General features: G+C 68.0%; 21 protein-coding genes. 3 read left to right on the top strand and 18 right to left on the bottom strand.

What is annotated here, in order from left to right; all coding sequences use genetic code 11:
- Nucleotides 1-10: 10 nt before the first annotated feature.
- The 5 genes from EBN1_RS19940 to EBN1_RS19920 form a co-directional block, all read right to left on the bottom strand.
- The gene (locus EBN1_RS19940) at nt 11-691 is read right to left on the bottom strand and encodes a DUF1828 domain-containing protein (protein ID WP_162014372.1); all 681 of its coding nucleotides are present in this window, start codon (nt 689-691) and stop codon (nt 11-13) included.
- Nucleotides 692-759: 68 nt separating this feature from the next.
- Nucleotides 760-1,209: a hypothetical protein gene (locus tag EBN1_RS19935; protein ID WP_049780324.1), complete on the bottom strand. Its 450-nt coding sequence runs from the start codon at nt 1,207-1,209 to the stop codon at nt 760-762.
- A gap of 63 nt (nt 1,210-1,272) precedes the next feature.
- Complete coding sequence (locus EBN1_RS19930; protein ID WP_049780323.1) at nt 1,273-1,764, bottom strand: hypothetical protein; 492 nt, start codon at nt 1,762-1,764, stop codon at nt 1,273-1,275.
- A gap of 11 nt (nt 1,765-1,775) precedes the next feature.
- On the bottom strand, nt 1,776-2,510 hold the full coding sequence (locus EBN1_RS19925; RefSeq protein ID WP_041646631.1) for a cell envelope integrity TolA family protein: 735 nt from the start codon (nt 2,508-2,510) through the stop codon (nt 1,776-1,778).
- Between the two features lie 51 nt (nt 2,511-2,561).
- Complete coding sequence (locus tag EBN1_RS19920; protein ID WP_277813117.1) at nt 2,562-2,696, bottom strand: hypothetical protein; 135 nt, start codon at nt 2,694-2,696, stop codon at nt 2,562-2,564.
- Nucleotides 2,697-2,951: 255 nt separating this feature from the next.
- Between EBN1_RS19920 and EBN1_RS19915 the strand changes: the two genes are divergently transcribed.
- Genes EBN1_RS19915 through EBN1_RS19905 form a run of 3 tightly spaced genes read left to right on the top strand, consistent with a single transcriptional unit; the run spans nt 2,952 to nt 5,416 of the window.
- Nucleotides 2,952-3,812 (top strand): MipA/OmpV family protein, encoded by an 861-nt coding sequence (locus EBN1_RS19915; RefSeq protein WP_241762781.1) that lies wholly within the window; start codon nt 2,952-2,954, stop codon nt 3,810-3,812.
- Nucleotides 3,805-4,635 (top strand): lysophospholipid acyltransferase family protein, encoded by an 831-nt coding sequence (locus EBN1_RS19910; RefSeq protein WP_049780322.1) that lies wholly within the window; start codon nt 3,805-3,807, stop codon nt 4,633-4,635. Before EBN1_RS19915 ends, EBN1_RS19910 begins: the two co-directional genes overlap by 8 nt.
- Complete coding sequence (locus EBN1_RS19905; protein WP_011239785.1) at nt 4,553-5,416, top strand: glycosyltransferase family 2 protein; 864 nt, start codon at nt 4,553-4,555, stop codon at nt 5,414-5,416. The genes EBN1_RS19910 and EBN1_RS19905 overlap by 83 nt, the downstream gene beginning before the upstream one ends.
- Here the strand turns inward: EBN1_RS19905 and fabG are convergent.
- From fabG to EBN1_RS19840, 13 genes are all read right to left on the bottom strand, one after another.
- Nucleotides 5,413-6,132: a 3-oxoacyl-ACP reductase FabG gene (gene fabG, locus EBN1_RS19900; RefSeq protein WP_011239784.1), complete on the bottom strand. Its 720-nt coding sequence runs from the start codon at nt 6,130-6,132 to the stop codon at nt 5,413-5,415. The two genes, EBN1_RS19905 and fabG, sit on opposite strands and share 4 nt — an antisense overlap.
- Entirely contained in the window at nt 6,129-6,608 is a 480-nt protein-coding gene (locus tag EBN1_RS19895; RefSeq protein ID WP_011239783.1) for a hotdog family protein, read from the bottom strand. Before EBN1_RS19895 ends, fabG begins: the two co-directional genes overlap by 4 nt.
- Nucleotides 6,605-7,414 carry a beta-ketoacyl synthase chain length factor gene (locus tag EBN1_RS19890; protein ID WP_011239782.1) on the bottom strand — a complete coding sequence of 270 codons (810 nt, stop codon included), beginning with the start codon at nt 7,412-7,414 and terminating at the stop codon, nt 6,605-6,607. Before EBN1_RS19890 ends, EBN1_RS19895 begins: the two co-directional genes overlap by 4 nt.
- Nucleotides 7,411-8,598: a beta-ketoacyl-[acyl-carrier-protein] synthase family protein gene (locus tag EBN1_RS19885; RefSeq protein ID WP_011239781.1), complete on the bottom strand. Its 1,188-nt coding sequence runs from the start codon at nt 8,596-8,598 to the stop codon at nt 7,411-7,413. Before EBN1_RS19885 ends, EBN1_RS19890 begins: the two co-directional genes overlap by 4 nt.
- Nucleotides 8,599-8,670: 72 nt before the next feature.
- Nucleotides 8,671-9,402, bottom strand: a complete 732-nt coding sequence (locus EBN1_RS19880) for a class I SAM-dependent methyltransferase (protein ID WP_011239780.1) — start codon at nt 9,400-9,402, stop codon at nt 8,671-8,673.
- Nucleotides 9,399-10,196: a polysaccharide deacetylase family protein gene (locus EBN1_RS19875; RefSeq protein ID WP_011239779.1), complete on the bottom strand. Its 798-nt coding sequence runs from the start codon at nt 10,194-10,196 to the stop codon at nt 9,399-9,401. Before EBN1_RS19875 ends, EBN1_RS19880 begins: the two co-directional genes overlap by 4 nt.
- Entirely contained in the window at nt 10,196-12,547 is a 2,352-nt protein-coding gene (locus EBN1_RS19870; RefSeq protein WP_011239778.1) for an MMPL family transporter, read from the bottom strand. The genes EBN1_RS19875 and EBN1_RS19870 overlap by 1 nt, the downstream gene beginning before the upstream one ends.
- Nucleotides 12,544-13,125, bottom strand: coding sequence for a LolA family protein (locus EBN1_RS19865; RefSeq protein ID WP_011239777.1), 582 nt, complete (start codon nt 13,123-13,125; stop codon nt 12,544-12,546). The genes EBN1_RS19870 and EBN1_RS19865 overlap by 4 nt, the downstream gene beginning before the upstream one ends.
- Before the next feature lie 16 nt (nt 13,126-13,141).
- The gene (locus EBN1_RS19860) at nt 13,142-14,125 is read right to left on the bottom strand and encodes an LpxL/LpxP family acyltransferase (protein WP_241762780.1); all 984 of its coding nucleotides are present in this window, start codon (nt 14,123-14,125) and stop codon (nt 13,142-13,144) included.
- Entirely contained in the window at nt 14,122-14,424 is a 303-nt protein-coding gene (locus EBN1_RS19855; protein WP_041646629.1) for a 3-hydroxyacyl-ACP dehydratase FabZ family protein, read from the bottom strand. The genes EBN1_RS19860 and EBN1_RS19855 overlap by 4 nt, the downstream gene beginning before the upstream one ends.
- Complete coding sequence (locus EBN1_RS19850) at nt 14,421-15,767, bottom strand: AMP-binding protein (protein WP_011239775.1); 1,347 nt, start codon at nt 15,765-15,767, stop codon at nt 14,421-14,423. Before EBN1_RS19850 ends, EBN1_RS19855 begins: the two co-directional genes overlap by 4 nt.
- Nucleotides 15,764-16,456: a COG4648 family protein gene (locus EBN1_RS19845; RefSeq protein WP_011239774.1), complete on the bottom strand. Its 693-nt coding sequence runs from the start codon at nt 16,454-16,456 to the stop codon at nt 15,764-15,766. The genes EBN1_RS19850 and EBN1_RS19845 overlap by 4 nt, the downstream gene beginning before the upstream one ends.
- The gene (locus EBN1_RS19840) at nt 16,453-16,749 is read right to left on the bottom strand and encodes a phosphopantetheine-binding protein (protein ID WP_011239773.1); all 297 of its coding nucleotides are present in this window, start codon (nt 16,747-16,749) and stop codon (nt 16,453-16,455) included. Before EBN1_RS19840 ends, EBN1_RS19845 begins: the two co-directional genes overlap by 4 nt.
- Nucleotides 16,750-16,945 lie beyond the last annotated feature (196 nt).

The following is a 16,945-nucleotide window of genomic DNA, read 5'->3' as shown; positions in this document are numbered from 1 at the left end:
TGTATCGAGGTCAGGCTGACCCGGAATGCACTCGATCGAGGAGCTTGGAGAGCGGCATTGCTTTCGCCAGAGAGGCGATGATCTGCATTTCGATGCCCGCTCGGGCCGGGTCAGTGCGGTCGTCGACGATAACGCGAACCTTTGGGGCGCTCTCGTCGCCCGCATTCAGCACGTCGACGAGTTTGCGCATCAGACCGCCGGTTGCGTTGTGGTGAGGCGTAATGACGTCAATCAGCTCGTCATTCTGCAGAAAATCGAACTGATGTTCGTGGCCGGAGATGCCCCGTTGGCGCGGATGGCGAATGAGGTCGGCATGCGGGCGCCAGGCGCGCAGGTACATCTCGACCTCTTCGGCCAGGTTGCGCGACTCTTCCGTGCCCCCCATCTGCTCGCGCGCCCACTGCGCGACTGCAAGCTCTGCAGAGATGAAGCGCGGCACATGCCATCCAAGTTGGGTTTCCTGGGTGAGCAGAGACAGGGCGCCGTTGTTGCAGAGCGTTACGCCGAAAGGGTGAATCCGCTCGCGCAGCGCAGTCATTCGCCGCGGGTTCCACGGATCGAGCCCCATTCCCGACAAATGATGGAGCGCCAGCGCTTCGTCGTTGATCTCGACAAGCGGCGCGCGGTTGATCACGTACAGACAAATGGCAGTGCCATCGTCGAACGAGAACGGCGTTCCCAACTCGAACACCGGCTCGCCGTGCAGGCCCGTAAGAGGCGTGCAGTCGAAAGCAAACTGGCGGGCGAGGGCGGTGCAATTCATGGCAGTTCAAGCGTCGGAATCGGAAGAGGCCGCGCAATCGAGCAGCGTTGCGCGAAATACTCTGCGGCCCCGTTGAAGTCTCCGCACCCTACGGCATCGACCTTTTCAACGCGAGGGCCGACATGCTCGTGCGGGCCGAAAAGGGCACCTTCCGGTGAATTATGGGTGCGCTTGTTGGTTGGGGCAACCTCAAGCTGATAGGCCCGGTGCTTGGCCCCGTGCCGGAAGGAAAACAGCGTGAAGAGGTACAGGCACCGCTGGATAATGATGGGTGCCTTGATCTCGATCTGCAGCGACAGTCCGGCAATGAGCGCGCCATCCTCATCTTCGAACTGCCCCTGCAGGAAGACATGGCCCGCGTGATTGATGCGGGACCTCCACTGCGGCGCGCCATACACTTTTTTCGGCATCCCCATGAGGCGCAGCGCTTCGTCGACAGCAATCATTCAAGGGAATTCACTGGAAACGCGGCCCCCTCGCCGGGCCTCGGCGGCGCAGGATGGTGAGTGTCAGTCATGGGGCAGGGGTTCGGCGCCTTTCGATCGCAACAGGTTGGCGATCTGTTCGTCCTTCCGTGATTCGGCGACATCGAGCGCGGTCCTTCCTTGGCTGTCGAGCGCATTAGGATCGGCCCCACCGTTGAGTAGTGAAAACACACTCCCCCAGTTGCCAGCCTCTGCCGCAGCAACCAAGGCAACACCTTCCGGACTTCCAGTGAGGCGCAGAGCCTCGTCATGTGGCGCCAAGTCACGGCCGCAGTGCTTGCAGACGATCGCCTCGCGTCGGACTTGCTCGGCGCAGAACGGGCATTTCTTGTGGGTCTCGACAGATGGCGCGTCGACGGCCGGCTTGAGCGACGGCATGACGGCGACGACGATGAGCGCGACGGCGCTGAACAGCGCGCCAAGCAATAGCCAGCCGATGACCGATCGCCCCTTGCTGCCGGCCACAACGGCGCAGGCGCCAGCCATGAGTATCCAGAATGCGACGAATTCAATCATTGGTCATCTCACTACTTCCAGTCCAGATTCCGCGTTCGAAACTCGAATGACCGCTCACCTTCCTGAAACATGGAGACGGTCAAGACGACCTTTGATGACTTGCGAAGGGTGCCAATCACCGATTTGTTGAGGAACACGACCGTAGGGTCGTGATCTTCAGGAGGGTTGCCGCTTAACGACATGGTCAGCTTGTCGTCAACCCGAAGATGGACCTTGCATGAAGAATAGGCGTTGCATTGCACTTGCCCATTGGAGGTATAGAAAATCACATCCGTCCCGAACCTTGGGTGTCTTCTGATCTGAAGATTTCCGCGCGTTCCGCCAGAGTATGGGAACGCAAGAAATTCGAGATTTTCGCTGCGGAGCCCGGCATTCTTGATTGTCTTGCCTGAGACCTTGTCGGCGGCGTCGCTGTAAGTCCAGTCGCTACGCTTAGCCTCTGCTTCAGCGGCTTGGCGCTTGACTTCCGCAACGCGAGCATCTTCGGCAGCTTTCGCGCGAACTGCAGCATCTTCCTTCTCCTTTGTAAGTCGCGCTTTCTCGGCTTCTTCGGCCGCGCGCTGCTCGGGTGTTAAAGCTGCGCGGCGGGATTTTTCGGCCTGCACTCGGTCCTTAGTGGCTTCTTCAGTGCGGCGCTCTTCGGCAAGTTGCGCTTCTTCCCTTTGTTGGGATTGAATGCTGCCGACGATTGAGACCGCCGCGAAAAACGCTGCACTCCCCACGACAAGTCGCGTCGTGTTTGACATCGCAGCCCATGCCATTCCTAGTGCACGAAAAAAACGCAACATTGCGCCCCCTTATCTTCTGCTCATGTACGCAAGATGATCATCCAGGGTCGCGACCATCCCCCTTGCGAACACCGGATTCTGATACGCCTCCCCGGTTGCCAGGGTGGCGAGTTCGCGCCGCTTGTACATCGTTACGAACGCCATGTCGATGATCGGGCTGCGACGGGCTTCGTTCAGAAGGTGCTCAAACGCCTTGATTATGTCATGCAGAACCGGGTGCGGTGCAAGATGAAACGGAGGAGGGCAGTCGGTATAATTCCGCGCGATCAGCGAAATGAAGATTCATCCGGGAGACATGATGGCAGGTGTGGAGTTCGGTCGGGTTTCGGTCTGCTCGATCACGACGGCAAGCGGCCCGGACTCGGGAGCGTATGTTCTGGCCGTGGCCGGATGACCGCCGTGCGCCGTCGAAGGCGCCTGCCGCGCCTGGCACGTGCAGTCGTCGTCATGGCAGGCATGTTCGTGGCGGCTGGGGCGTGCATCGCTGCAGACGAGGAAAAGCCCCTGTGGGAACTCGGTGCGGGAGTCGGCGTGCTGCAGTTTCCGGCGTATCGCGGCTCGGACGAGAACCGCGTGTTCGTGCTTCCCGTGCCGTACGTGATCTACCGCGGCGAATTCCTGAAAGCGGACCGGCGCGGCCTGCGCGGCACGTTCTTCGACTCCGAGCGGGCCGAGCTCAGTCTGAGCCTTGCTGCGTCGCCCCCGGCCAGCAGCGAGGACGTGGACGTGCGCGCCGGTATGGACGATCTCGAGCCGACGGTGGAGATCGGACCCTCGCTCGACGTGCGATTGTGGCAGAGCGCCGACGAGCGCCGCAAGCTGCGCGTACGCTTGCCGCTGCGCGTCGGGGTGACGGTCGAAAGCCATCCCGAATCGACTGGCTGGCAGTTCACGCCGCAGCTCAACCTCGACTGGCGCGACCCTCCCGGGATGGACGGCTGGACGCTCGGGCTCGTCGCCGGTCCGGTGTTCGGCGACCGCCGCCAGCACCGTTATTTCTATGGCGTCGATGTGCGTGATGCGACTGCCGCGCGACCCGTATACGACGCAAAAGGCGGCTATGCCGGCACGCAGTTCCTCGCAGCGCTGTCGAAGCGGTTTGCGGGGGGGTGGGCCGGCGCTTTCGTCCGCTACGACACTCTGGCTGGCGCGGTATTCCTCGACAGCCCGCTCGTGACGAGCCGCAATTACTTCGCCGCTGGCTTCGCAGTGACCTGGCTGATCGGCGAATCCTCGCAGCGGGTGCCGGCCGATGAGTGAGCGCGCAATCCGGCGCAGCTGGCTGCGCGTCGTGCACGAAACCGTGCTGCTGCACCTGGGCCTCTTCTATCTCGGGACGGTGTGCCTGCTGTGGACGCCGTTCGCGATGGCGCTGCAGGCGCTGCTGCCAGGCTTACTCGGGCGGCGGCTCGGGCGACGCGTGATCAGCTGGATCTTCCACGGCTATCTGCGCTTCCTGACCTTGATCGGTGCGTGCCGCTTCGATCTGCGCGAACTCGATGCGCTGCGCGGGCAGGAGCCGCTGATTCTCGCCCCGAACCATCCGTGCCTGCTCGACGCCGTGATGGTGATCTCGCGCCTGCCCGACGTCGCGTGCATCATGAAGGCGGGGCTGATGGACAACGTTTTCCTCGGCGCAGGCGCACGCCTTGCACGTTACATCCGCAACGATTCGCCGCTGCGCATGGTCATGCGCGCGACCGAAGACTTGGCCGCCGGAAGTCACCTGCTGGTCTTTCCGGAAGGAACGCGCACGACTAGACTGCCTGTGAACCCATTGATGAGCAGTGTCGGGCTGATCGCACGCCGCGCGAAAGTGCCGGTGCAGACGATCTTCATCGAAACCGCGTCGCCCTACCTGTGCAAGGGCTGGCCGCTGTTCCGCCGGCCTGAAATGCCGGTCACCTACCGGGTGCGGCTCGGCAGGCGCTTCGAGCCGGCACGCAATGTGCAGGAATTCATGCGGGAACTCGAACACTACTTTGCGGCGGAACTCCAGCATGCAACGCTTCCCGACTTTCCGGCATCCGCAGCGTCGCCCCGACGGCACGACGACGCTGCAGCCAGCGCTGAGCGCGGCTGAATCCGCCTCGACCCACCTGCTGCTGATCCCCAGCTACAACCCGGGAAGCAAGGTTTTCGACACCGTGCGCGCAGCGCGCCGGGAATGGCTGCCGGTGTGGGTCGTCGTGGATGGCAGCACCGACGGCACGACTCAGGCCCTGCAGGCAATGGCGAACGACGACCCGGGGCTGCGGGTCATCGTGCTGCCGAAAAACCTCGGCAAGGGCGCGGCGGTGCTCCACGGCATCGAACTTGCCGCGGATGAAGGCTTCACGCACGTGCTGACGATGGATTCGGACGGCCAGCACCCGGCCGAGCTGATCCCGAGCTTCATGGCGGCGTCGCAGGGGCGGCCGGAGGCGATGATCCTGGGCGTGCCGGTGTTCGACGCCAGCGCTCCAGCGCTGCGCGTGCGGGGCCGACGCGTGTCGAACTGGTGGGCCAATCTCGAAACCTTGTGGACGGGCATCGGCGATTCGCTGTTCGGCTTTCGCGTCTATCCGATCGGGCCGCTCGCGCGCGTGATGCGCGGGCAGCGCTGGATGCGGCGTTTCGATTTCGACCCGGAAGCGGTCGTGCGCATGAGCTGGGCCGGCGTGCCGCCGGTGAACCTGGAGGCACCGGTGCGATACTTCACGCCGGATGAGGGCGGCGTATCGCATTTCAACTACCTGCGCGACAACCTGCTGCTGACGTGGATGCACACGCGGCTGTTCTTCGGCTTCCTGCTGCGCCTGCCGCTGCTTGCGGCGCGGCGCTACGCTTCCGGCCGCGACAAGCGCGCCGACCCTCAAACTTAGATCATCCCGCCGTTGATCGAAATCACCTGGCCGCTGATATACGCGGCCTGCTCGGACGCGAGAAAACCGACCAGGTCGGCGACTTCGGCCGGGCGGCCGGCGCGCTTCATCGGCACCAGGCGGGCGATCGCGGCGGCGTCGAACGTGTCTTCGCTCATCGCCGTGTCGATGATTCCAGGCGCGACGACATTGACGGTGATGCCGCGGCTCGCGAGTTCCTGCGACAGCGAGCGGCTCGCCGAATGCAGCGCTCCTTTCGCCGCGGCGTAGTTCGTCTGCCCGCGGTTGCCGGTGATCGCCGCGACCGACGAGATCGTGATGATGCGCCCCCAGCGGGTGCGGATCATCGGCATCGTCAGCGGCTGGGTGACGTTGAAGAACCCGTTCAGCGACACGTCGATGACGCGCTGCCACTGTTGCGCGCGCATGCCCGGGAACACCGCGTCGTCGTGGATGCCGGCATTGTTCACGAGGATCTGGATCGGCGCTTCGGCGAGCAGCGCCTCGAGCTCGGCCGATGTCGCAGCGGCATCGGTGACGTCGAACCCCACCGGCGTCGCGCTGCCGCCGCCCGCCCGGATGTCGTCGACGAGCGCGCGCGCCTGGTCGAGGTTGCGGTGGGCATGGACGAAGACGTGGTAGCCGTCGGCTGCGAGGCGGCGGCAGATCGCGGCACCGATGCCGCCGCTGCCGCCGGTAACCAGTGCGCGTTTCAAGGGGGGCTCCGGGAAAGGCCGGCGCCCGGCGCGCCTGCATCGAGAATCACCGCGGCACGCCCGGAAACGAGCGTCGTACCCGCGGCGCAGACGGTGAAACCGTACAACACCTGGCTGTCGTTGCCGGTCAGCCGCTTCGCACGGATTTCGAGCTCGCCTGCAATCCCGTCGAGGTGGGCTACAGCGAGCTCGACGCTGCGCACGCTGGCGAGGTAGCCGGCGCGCGGCGTGCCGCCGGCCGGCGCGAGCAGCGCGCCGTGGACCGCCATCGCCTGCGCCGCATATTCGATTGCGGCAGTCGTTGGCAGGCTGCCCGCGTCGCGCAGCGGGTTCGCCAAGTCGCAATGGCTCGTCGCACGGCAGTGGATCGATTCGGCGTCCCACGCGACGACGGCGTCGAGCAGGCACATCGTGCCGTGATGGGGAATGCGGGCCGCAATCGCGGCGCGGTCCAGCGTCGCTGGTTGCGAGGTCATGCGGTGAAGTCCACCGCGACGCGGGCGTGGTCGAGATAGTCGAGCACGATCCGCCCCGATTCGCCGCGCGCGATCGCGGCGAGCAGCGGCAGGCTGCGGGCGGCGGGAATCGCGCGGCGCAACGTGTCGAGCGCCGGATCGGCGAGGGTGTCGGCCGTAGCAGTCGTCAGCCCGGCACGGATGCGGCCGAAGTGGGGTGCGCCCGGTTCCGGCGTCAGCAGCAGCGCCATGCCGAACGCATCAGGCACCGGGCGCGCCGCGCGCAGCGGTTCCGGGTAGTCGGCATCGTAGGCGATCAGCAGGCTCGGCACGCGGTCGACGCTGACCTGTACCAGCGCCTCGAGCAGCCCCGCTGCGAAGCTGCCGTCGAACGCGCACAATACCGCTGCGGGGGGCGATGCGCCGGTTGCGATGCCCCAGTAGCCGGCAGCGGCGTTATGCACGGAGTTGTGGAAACGGGTCGGCGAAACCTGGCGGTCGTCGGACGCGAGCGCTTCGCAAATCAGGTGGCAGTTGTGGCCGTCGCCGCCGGACGAACTGAACACCGTCGCGAGAGCCGATGCGTCGGCTCCGGCCGCGCTCACGGCTTCGAGGCCGACGGTCAGCGCGAGCTTGACGACGCGCACCGAACGGCGGCGTTCGGCGGCGGGGAGCTGTTCCGGTGCGCTGAGCACGGTCTTCGCCGGCACCCAGAGCGCCTCGCCGGCGAGGATCGCGGCGCCGCCCGGCCAGTCGGGCAGGCCCGGGCCGAGCAGGCCGATGCCGCTGATCCACGCGCCGGGCAGGGAATGGGCCGGACCGGTCATTGCGCGCGGCCGATCACGAGGCTGCAGTTCGTGCCGCCGAACCCGAACGAGTTGCTGAGCACGCGCCGGACGCGTGCCGGGCGGCTGGCGAGGAGGTAATTCATGTCCGGCTCCGGTTCACGGGTGTTGGGGCTACCGGGAAGAAAGCCGTCGCGCAGCGCCAGCGCGGCGATCACTGCTTCGACGCCGCCGGCTGCGCCGAGCGTATGGCCGGTAGCTCCTTTCGTCGAATTGCAGGCGGTCGCTGCACCGAACAGCGCGCGCACGGCCCTGCTTTCGGCGCTGTCGTTGCTCGGCGTCGCAGTGCCGTGCAGGTTGATGTAATCGATGTCGCCCGACTCCAGCCCGGCGGCGGCGAGCGCCGCTTCCATTGCCCGCCGCGCGCCGAGGCCTTCGGGGTGCGGCGAGGACATGTGATAGGCGTCGCTCGATTCGCCGACGCCAAGGAGCAGGATGGCATCGTCGGCGAGCGGCCCGTCGACGCGTTCGAGCAATGCGAACGCGGCCGCTTCGCCGATCGAGATGCCGTCGCGCCTCAGGTCGAACGGCCGGCACGCCTGCCTCGACGTGAGTTCGAGCGAAGCGAAGCCGTACAGCGTCGTGAGGCACAATGAATCGACGCCGCCGACGATCGCCGCGTCGATCAGTCCCGCTTCGATCATGCGTCGCGCCGACGCGAACACTTTTGCGCTCGACGAGCAGGCTGACGACACGACGCTGGCTGGCCCGCCAAGTCCGAACGCGGCCTGCACGAACGCGGCTACCGAAAACGGATTGTGTGAGCCGGCGTAGTTGAAACCGGCCGGCAGCGCGCCGTTGGCCGGATCGCGGCGCTGGTAGGCGAGCTCGGTTTCGAGGATTCCGGCCGTGCTCGTGCCGAGAAACACGCCGATCCGCTCGGCACCGTAGCGCCCCATGGCGCCCCGCACGGCGTCGGAGAACCCGTCCTGTTCGAAGCCGATCTGCGCGAGCCGGTTGTTACGGCAGTCGAAACGGCGCAGATGCGAGGGCAGCGTCTCGTCGTCCGCGCCGGCGACTTCGCCAACCCAGGTTTCGAGCGCAACGCCATCGAAGTCGCAGGGTTTCAGGCCGGAACGGCCCGCGACGAGCGCATCGCGCATCGGCCCGATGCCTCTGCCGAGGCAGGAGGTGGCGGTGTAGCGGGAGATCAACAGCGGGTTCACGGCGGCTCGGGCGTCGGACAAAGGCGCTAGTTTAACAAATCGCGGCAACGCGCCTGAAGCGCCGCGCCCGCTTCAATGCGGCACCTGTGCGACGAGCATCACGTTCGCGAACGATTTGCCGGTGCCCATCGGCTCGTCGTGCACGGAAAAGCCGAGTCCTTCGAGAAGGGCGATCCAGCTTCGCGACGATCGGCAGTAGAGCCGGGGCAGACGGTGCCCGCGGGCGAACGCGACGGCGAGGTCGACCGCTGTCGACAGGCGGTGCGGCAGGCCGGCGTCCGTGTCGCCGACACGAGCGAAAAGGAGTCCGCCGGCAGGCAGCGCGGCCCGGACCTTGCGCAGCAGGCTTTCCTGCGCGGCGAAGTCGAGGTAGTGCAGGACGTCGAGAATCGTGACGACGTCGACCGGACCGAAGTCGGGCGCCTCGAGCGTCGCGAGGTCGCCTTGCCGGATCTCGACGATTGCCGCCTCCGCGGCGAGCGCGCGGCGCGCACGCGCCACATCGCGGAGATTGCGGTCGATGCCGCGCAGCCCCAGCAGCTTCGGCGGCGCCGGCCACTCCCCCGTCCATCGGCCGCAGTCGTGGAGGCGCCGCGCGGCGAGCAGCCACGACGCAAGAAGCCCCTGGCCGCAACCCAGATCGACGACACGGGTTGCGGCGGGGAACATGCCGCGCTGCAGCAGCATGCGGAACAGCGGGTCCGCTCCGAGCTTGCCGCGCGCAAAGTGGTACGCGAACGGACCCGCCGGGCGGTACTTGGCGCTCGCTGCATCGAGCAAGGTGCGGAACACCGCGTCGCTCACCGGATCGCCGCCCGCAAAGTGACCGGGCGCAGTCCCGCGGTCTCGCAGGCGGCGAGGAGGCGCGGCAGTACGTCGAGGATCACCGGCGTGCCGTGCCGGCCGCGTGCGGCGTTGCCGTCGTGCAGCAGCAGGATGTCGCCGCCGGCGAGCCCGCCGAGCAGACGGTCGCCGACTTTTTCCGCGTCGTCATTGCGGGTGTCGTAAGCGCGGCGCGTCCACGCGGCGAGCTGCAGGTCGAGGCGGGCCAGCACTGGTTCGAGGAACGGGTTGCGCAGCCCGGCCGGTGCACGGAAGAAGCGCGGGGCGGCGCCGCAGCAATCGGCGATCGTCTGCTGCGCGGCCCGGATCTCGCGCTCGCACCAGCGCGGTCCGTGCAGCGAGAAGCTCTTCAGGTGCTGTTCGCTGTGGTTTTCGAGCGTGTGGCCGCGGGCGACGATCTCGCGCGCGAGCACCGGATGTTGTCCGACGTGCCGGCCGATGACGAAGAAGCTCGCCCGTGCGCCGTGGTGGTCGAGCAGGTCGAGCACGCGCGGCGTCACGTAGGGATCCGGACCATCATCGATCGTCAGCGCGATTTCGCCGCGTGCGGCGGCTGCAGTCGGCAGGCGTGTCCAGTTCGGGCCGAGCAGGCGGCAGCGGGGCAGCAGGCCGGCAGCGGTCAGCAGCGCGTGGTTCGCTGCGAGCGCGCCGGCCGCCCACGGCCAGGCGTCCGGGTGCAGCAGGCTGCCGGCGGCCGCGCCGTGCAGCGCGACGGACAGTCCGATCAGCGGGGTCGGGCGGTAGCGGCGAGGCATCAGGGGCGCGACAGGACTGCCGCGAACAGCAGCGCGAGGATCGCGCCGGGGCCGACGGTGCCGCCGATCGCCTGCAGTACCGGCACCGACGAGAATGCCAGCACGCCGAAACCGGCGACAGTGGTCAGGTTCGCGAACAGCATCGATGCGAGCGTGCGGGGAGCCGGCCCTCCCGAGCTTTCGCTGCCGTCGAAGAAGAGGGCGTAGTTCGAGCCGACCGCGACGATCAGGAGCAGCCCGACCAGATGCAGGATCGTCAGCGTGACGCCGGCGAGCACGAGGCCGGCGACGACGACCAGCACCGCTGCGACGAGCGGCACGAGCACGCGCAGCACGCGGGTTGCCGAGCGCAGCATGAGCCCGAGCAGCGCGACGATCGCGGCGACGCCGGCGAGCGCGAGGAGCAGCGCTTCGTTGAGGTAACCGGAATAGAGGCGGTCGGATTCGCCTTTCAGGTCGATGAACAGCGCCTGTGCGTCGGTCGCTTCGAGCGCGGTGCGCAGCCGGTCCGGGTCGATCGTATGCGCAAAAGGGCCGTCGGTCGGGGCGCGCAACGGCAGCAGCGCGATCCAGTGGTCTCGCTGCGGGATCAGCAGCGAATCGACGGCGAGGGCGAAGCTCGTTCCGTCGAGATCGGCGCGCGTCAGCGGCGCCCGTTCGCGCGCGGCAGCGACATCGACGACGAACGGCCCGAGGTGCGCGGCCGGTAGCGGCAGGCCAGCCGTCGCGAGTTCGAGCCGGCGGCCCAGTTCGGCGGGTTCGGGGAGGCTCGCGCGGCGGGCGAGCTGCGTCGCCGGGGACGGGAGATACAGCGCCGGACTCTCGAACCCTCCGATCGCTCCTTCGTTCGCGAGCTGCTGCAAGCGCGCGCCGACCGCCTCGGCGGCCTGCAGCGCCGCTTCGGCGTCGCGGCCGCTGACGACGACGAGATGGCGCACGTCGGGGGCGCCGAGATCGCTGCGCAGCGCGAGATCGAGGGCCTGGTCGGCGGCCGGGACCGGGCTCAGGGCGGCGAGCTCGCGGTTCCACACCCGGTCGCGGTTGACGTGGATCACCGCCGCGGCGGCCAGCGCCAGCGCCACGATTCCCCAGCGCAGGTGGCGTGCGTTCACCAGCAGGTGCTGCAGCTGCACTCCGAGTGGAGTGACGTCGCGGATCGCGAAGCCCGATGGCAGCAGATGCGGCAGCACGAAGCGCGTCGTCGCGACGGCCGCGACGAGGCCGGCGACCGAATACAGGCCGAGCTGCGCGAGCCCCGGGAAGCCGGAGAACAGCAGCGTCGCGAAGCCGCAGATCGACGTCAGCACGCCGAGCTGGATCGTCGGCCAGAACGCCGCGATGCCGGGTCGGCGCTCCGCTTCGTTGCGCTCGCCTGCCGGCCCGGACTGGATGAAAAGGTAGATCGCGTAGTCGACCGCTTCGCCGATCAGCGTCGTGCCGAAGCCGAGCGTGATGCCGTGGACGACGCCGAAACCGAGGCTCACCGCGGCGACTCCGGCGAGCGCCCCGCAGACGACCGGCAGCAGTCCGAGCAGCAGCGCAGTCGCGGAACGGTAGATGAACAGCAGCAGCGTGACGATCAGCGTGATCGACACCAGCGTCAGCCGCAGCACTTCGTCCTGGATCGTCGCCCGCGAGGCGACGGCGAAGACGCCCGGACCGGAAAGCAGCAAGCGCGCATCGGCGTGCTGCGCCTGCGCGACGGCCGTGAACGCTTCGCGCACTTTCGCGATCGCTTCCTGCTGGGCGTCGAGATCGGACCCGGCGGCGCGCGTCTGCGCGAGCAGCAGCGCACGCCGCCCGTCGCGCGACGCCCACGTGCCGTCCACGAGCGCGGGCCGGGCGTCGCCGTCGAGACGTTCGAGGAGCTGCATCATCTCACCGGTCGGATCGCGCGGCAGCAGCGCCTTCGTCAGCATGCCCAGCGGCGAGGCGAGCAGGTCGATCGACTCGCCGATCGCGGCATGCAGGCCTTCGACGCCGAAGCGCTGCGGCGTGACGGCGGGGCTGAGCAGGTAGCGGTTGCCGAACAGCAGGGCCTGGTCGCGCTCGCGGTGGACCGGTTCGCCGTTGGCAACGACGCCGAACGCAGTGTCGGCCCGCAGCCGTCGCGCAAGCTCGCGCGACAGCGCCGAGCGCGTCGCGGCGTCGCCGCCCTCGATGCCGAGCAGCAGCAGGCGCGACACCATGCCGTCGCGCAGCTGATCGACGAGGACCTGCTGTTCGGCGGTCGGGCTGGCCGGCAGGAAAGCCGACAGATCGCTCGTGAAGCGCGTCTGGCTGACGACCGCGACGGACAGGCCGACGAACGCGAGCCACGCCAGCAGCGCGGGCACGAGGCGTCGCGTCATCGCGCGGCGCGCTCCGAAACGATCTCCATCACCGAGCGGTCGCCGTCGGCCTGCAGGATCTCGATGCCGCGCAATTGAGCATGGCTGCCGTTGATCGCGATGCGCAACACGACTTCGGCCATTTTCGGCTCGCGCGGCAGCAGCGTCAGCGTCCAGTCCTGCGGCGTGCCCGTGAGGCTTGCCGCGTAGATCCGATCGAGCGCGGCCTGGTCGCCGGCGAGGGTCGCGCGGATGCTGTCGATGAACGCGGCGATCTCGCGGTAATCGGACAGCTGCACGATGTGGCGACGCTCGCCGCGCACCACTGTCAGGGTGTTGCCTTCGAGCACCAGCGATTCGCGGCGCGGCTCGAGAGTGATCTTCTCCAGCCGGTCGGGAGCGCGAAAGCGCAGCTCGCCGGACGATTCGACCGGGGCGTCGAGGATCGCGAGGTACTTGCGTTCGACGAAGTGCGCCTGTCCGGAGCGCTGCTGGCCGAGCGTGTGCATCAGCTGTTCGATCGTCCACGCCTCGGCGGCGGCGAGCGGTGCCGTGATCGCGACAGCACAAAGCAGCAGGATCAGTCCGGCTCGTCGCACCAGCGGCTCCCGGACGTCAGTCGGCGTCCCGGCTGCGCGCCGGTTGCCAGAAGTCGAAGAAGTTGAACCAGTTGAACGGCGCGTGCCGCGCGTGATGTTCGAGCCGCGCGGCATAGCGGACGATCGCGTCGCGCTGCGCCGCGCCGCGGGTTTCGCGCGTGACGGCAGTGAAATCGGCGAGGTGTTCGAAGTGGATGTCGTAGCGGTTGCCGCCGCGGTAGAGACCGACCATCAGGATCACTGGGCGTTTCAGCATCGCCGCGATGCGCCACGGCCCGGCGGGGAAGCTCGCCGGCGCGCCGAGAAAATCGACGCGTTCGACTGCGTCCGGCCCGACGCTGCGGTCGGCGAGCATGCCGACGAGCATGCCGTCGTCGAGCCGTTCGCGCACCTGCAGCATCGAATCGAGTCGGCCGAGCGGGATGATGTCCTGCTGCGCCGCCGGATTGATCGCGGCCAGCGTGCGGTTGATCTTCTGCGCGTTGTCTTCGTACATCACCATCGCGACCCGGATCCCCGGCTGCTGGCGCCCGACCGCGCGGATCACCTCGAAGCTCCCGAGGTGGGCGCCGATCAGGAACACGCCATTGCCGTCGGCGACGATGTCGCGGATCAGTTCGCCGCCATGCATGCGGATGTCGAACAGGTCGAAGCGTTCGTTGAGGAGATAGATGCGGTCGTGGATCGTCGTGGCGAAGGCGAGGAAATGCCGGAACAATTCGGCCGGCCGCGGTGTGCGTTCGAGCACGCGCGCTAGGTACGCGTGCGACGCACGCCGCGCGGTGGGAGCGAACAGTAGGAAATAGCCGGCGATGAGCCGCAGCACGAGCCGTCCGGCGCGACGTCCGAGACGCAGCGAAATCCATGTCATCAGCCGCAACATCGGCTGGTTGCTGCGCTCGGGGCGGCGCGTCCAGGCGGTGTCGGCGGCGGGCGCTCGCGCGTCCGCCGAACCCTCCAGGTCGTCGGGCTGCGCAGCTGCGGTTCGGGTGCGAGTCACGACGCTGCCACTCTCAATGTGCCGGATACGACCGTTGCGTCGCCGGCGAGGATCTCGAAGTGCCACGCACCCCCCAGCTCGCGCACATGGCGAATCAGCAGCGAGGTGCCGGGACTAACCGGCTGCAGGAACTTTGCCGCGGCGATCTGGCAGGGCGGTACCCGCCGGCCCAGGGCGATGCCGAGCGCGCCGGTCGCCCAGCCGAGCAGCACGACGCCGGGCAGGATCGGTTGGCCGGGGAAATGCCCGGCAAACGCCGGATGGTCCGGCGCGACGACGATCGCGGTTTCGAACTTCATGCCGGATCGCTGCGCAAGCGGCGGCACAGCTCGTCGAGCGCCGCGCGCGGCAGCTTGCCGGTCGCGTTGCGCGGGAGCCGGTCGGCGAACAGCAGCGGGCGTGGCAGGAACAGCGGGTCGATGCGCTCGCGCAACGCGTGCAGCAGCGCGCCCCGATCGAGCCCGGGTGCGACGACGATCGCCCACAAGCGCGTCGCCCCATCGATCTGCTCGTCGTCCGGCATCACGAAGCTGCCGTCCACTACGCCCGGAATCGCGTTCAGCTGGTGGTTCAGGTAGCTCAGCGAACTGCGTTTGCCGGCGATGTTGACGAGATCGACCGAACGTCCGTGCAGCAGGAAACGGTCGGCGGCGGTCGGTTCGAGGATGTCGCCGAGCGCGGTGCGCTGCTCGACGTGTCCGCCGTACGCCCACGCCTGGCCGTCCTCGACGCTCAGGCGGACGTCGCGAAAAAGCTGCCATTCCGCTGTCAGCGCGGTGCGCCGCGTCGCAGTCTGGCCGGTTTCGGTGCAGCCGTAGATTTCCAGCAGCGGGCCGCGCAGGCGCGCTTCGGTTTCGGCGGCGAGGTTGCCCGACAGCGGGGCGGTCGCCGAGACGACGAGATCGGTGACCGGCAGCGCCACATCGGCGGCGAGCAGCGTGCGCAGGTGAAACGGCGTCGAGACGAGCACGCGCGGGCGTGGCACGGTGTCGAGCGCGGCGGCGATATCGGCCGGGTAGAACGGACGTCCGGCCCAGAAGCCGCCGCCCCCCTGCAGTGCGAGCAGTACCGTCGACTCGAAACCGTACATGTGCTGCGGCGGCACCGTGCCGACGATCGCATGGGGCGCGGCGGGGGACAGTCCGAGGCGCTCGGCTTCGGCCGCGGCGTTGCGCACCAGCGCGCCCCAGGTCTTGCGGTGCGGCACCGGCATGCCGGTCGAGCCGGAAGTGAACACGCAGGCGACGAGCTGGTCGGCGGCGACGGCGGGCACCGGGCCGGCATGGTCTGGGCCGGCGAGTTCGGGGTATTGGAACTGCGGCAGGTCGATGTCGCACGCGCCGTCGGCGAGGCAGAACGCATCGGGCGCAAACGCCGCGAGCTGGCGTACGGTTTCAGGGGTGTGCGTGGACGGCAGCAGGCTGACCTTGCCGGCGAGCAGGCTCGCGGCGAGGCCCACGGTGAAGCGGTAGCGGTCGGCGCAGATATTGAGCACGTGGCCCCCCGGCGGTAGCAACGCGGCGAGCCGGTGCACGTCGCCGAGGAAGCGCGCGACGCTGATGCGTTCGCCGTGGCGCCACGCAAGGGCGGCGTCCAGGCACGCATGGCCCAGCAGCGGCAGGGGCGGCGCAACGTCGCTCATCGGTGGCCCCGACGCGTCGCCGGCGTTCTGCGCGATGCTGCGAGTGCGGGGTTTGCCGGGGGTTGCCAGTAGGCGCGCACCGCATCGAGGATGCCGCTGCGCTCTTCGGGCGGCAGGACTCGCAGGCGCACCACGTATTCGCCAGCGAACATCAGCGCGACGAGCGGAAAAGTCAGCAGGTTCGCGAAAGCGGACCACACGTCGAGCGGACCGAACGCGAACAGCGCGATCGACACCATCGTCATCAGGCCGAAGAACAGCGCCCAGGCGAGCGTCACGCCGCGCGTGTAGCGGGCAAGCACGGGGCCGGGTGCGCCGTGGATGAGCGCCGCGACGCGCGTGCACATCGGCTCGCGCCCGCCGATCAGCGAGCGGCCGAACGCGATGCCGAGCAGGGCGTTGGTGCCGACATGCTGGATGAAATACATCCAGCCGACGTTGCGCGCGAGCGTCGGCCACAGCAGCGCGAGCCCGAGCGCCGCGAAAGCCAGCAGCGCGAGCAGCACCGTGCGCAACGGCGAGTGCCAGGCGAATGTTGCGGCGACAAACGCAAACGGCGCGATGCCGAGCAGCGCTCCCCACGAGGACGTCTCGACCAGCGCGGTGGTGTAATGGGCCGCCACCGCCCAGGCGACGACGACGCAGACCAGTGCGACGCGATGCGTGCCGCGCGCGAAATCGAGCTTCATTGCGTGCGGTGGCTGGCGATGTATCCGGTCAGGCTGCGCAGCGAACGGAAGATCCTGATGTTGTCGTCGTCATCGGCGCGCAGCTGGAAGCCGTAGCGTTTCGACACCACGAGGGCCACTTCGAGGATGTCGATCGAATCGAGCCCGAGGCCTTCGCCGAACAGGGAGTCGTCGGGAGGGATCGAAGCCGGCGCCTGCTCGAGGTTGAGCGCTTCGACAATGATCCCGGCGACCTCGAGCCGGAGCGCGTCGAGGTTGTCCGGAGCGGGCAGGGCAGGAGCGATTTCTGTCATGAGTGGCGCGATGATTGGGTGGGCGATCGGGAAAGCAAACCGCGGGATTCTATCGAAAACTGCCGCTCGCCGCTCAGCCGCACCTGGCGTTGAGGAACGAGGTCGGAAAGCTGAGGCCGTCCTCCGAAGAGGCCAGCCGGGCGTGATGCTATCACCTCAGGTCTGCTGTGGCCCGTGGTGTTCGTCACGTGACGAT

The organism is Aromatoleum aromaticum EbN1 (assembly GCF_000025965.1).
Lineage (GTDB): Bacteria > Pseudomonadota > Gammaproteobacteria > Burkholderiales > Rhodocyclaceae > Aromatoleum > Aromatoleum aromaticum.
This window is presented reverse-complemented; position numbering and strand designations above follow the sequence as displayed.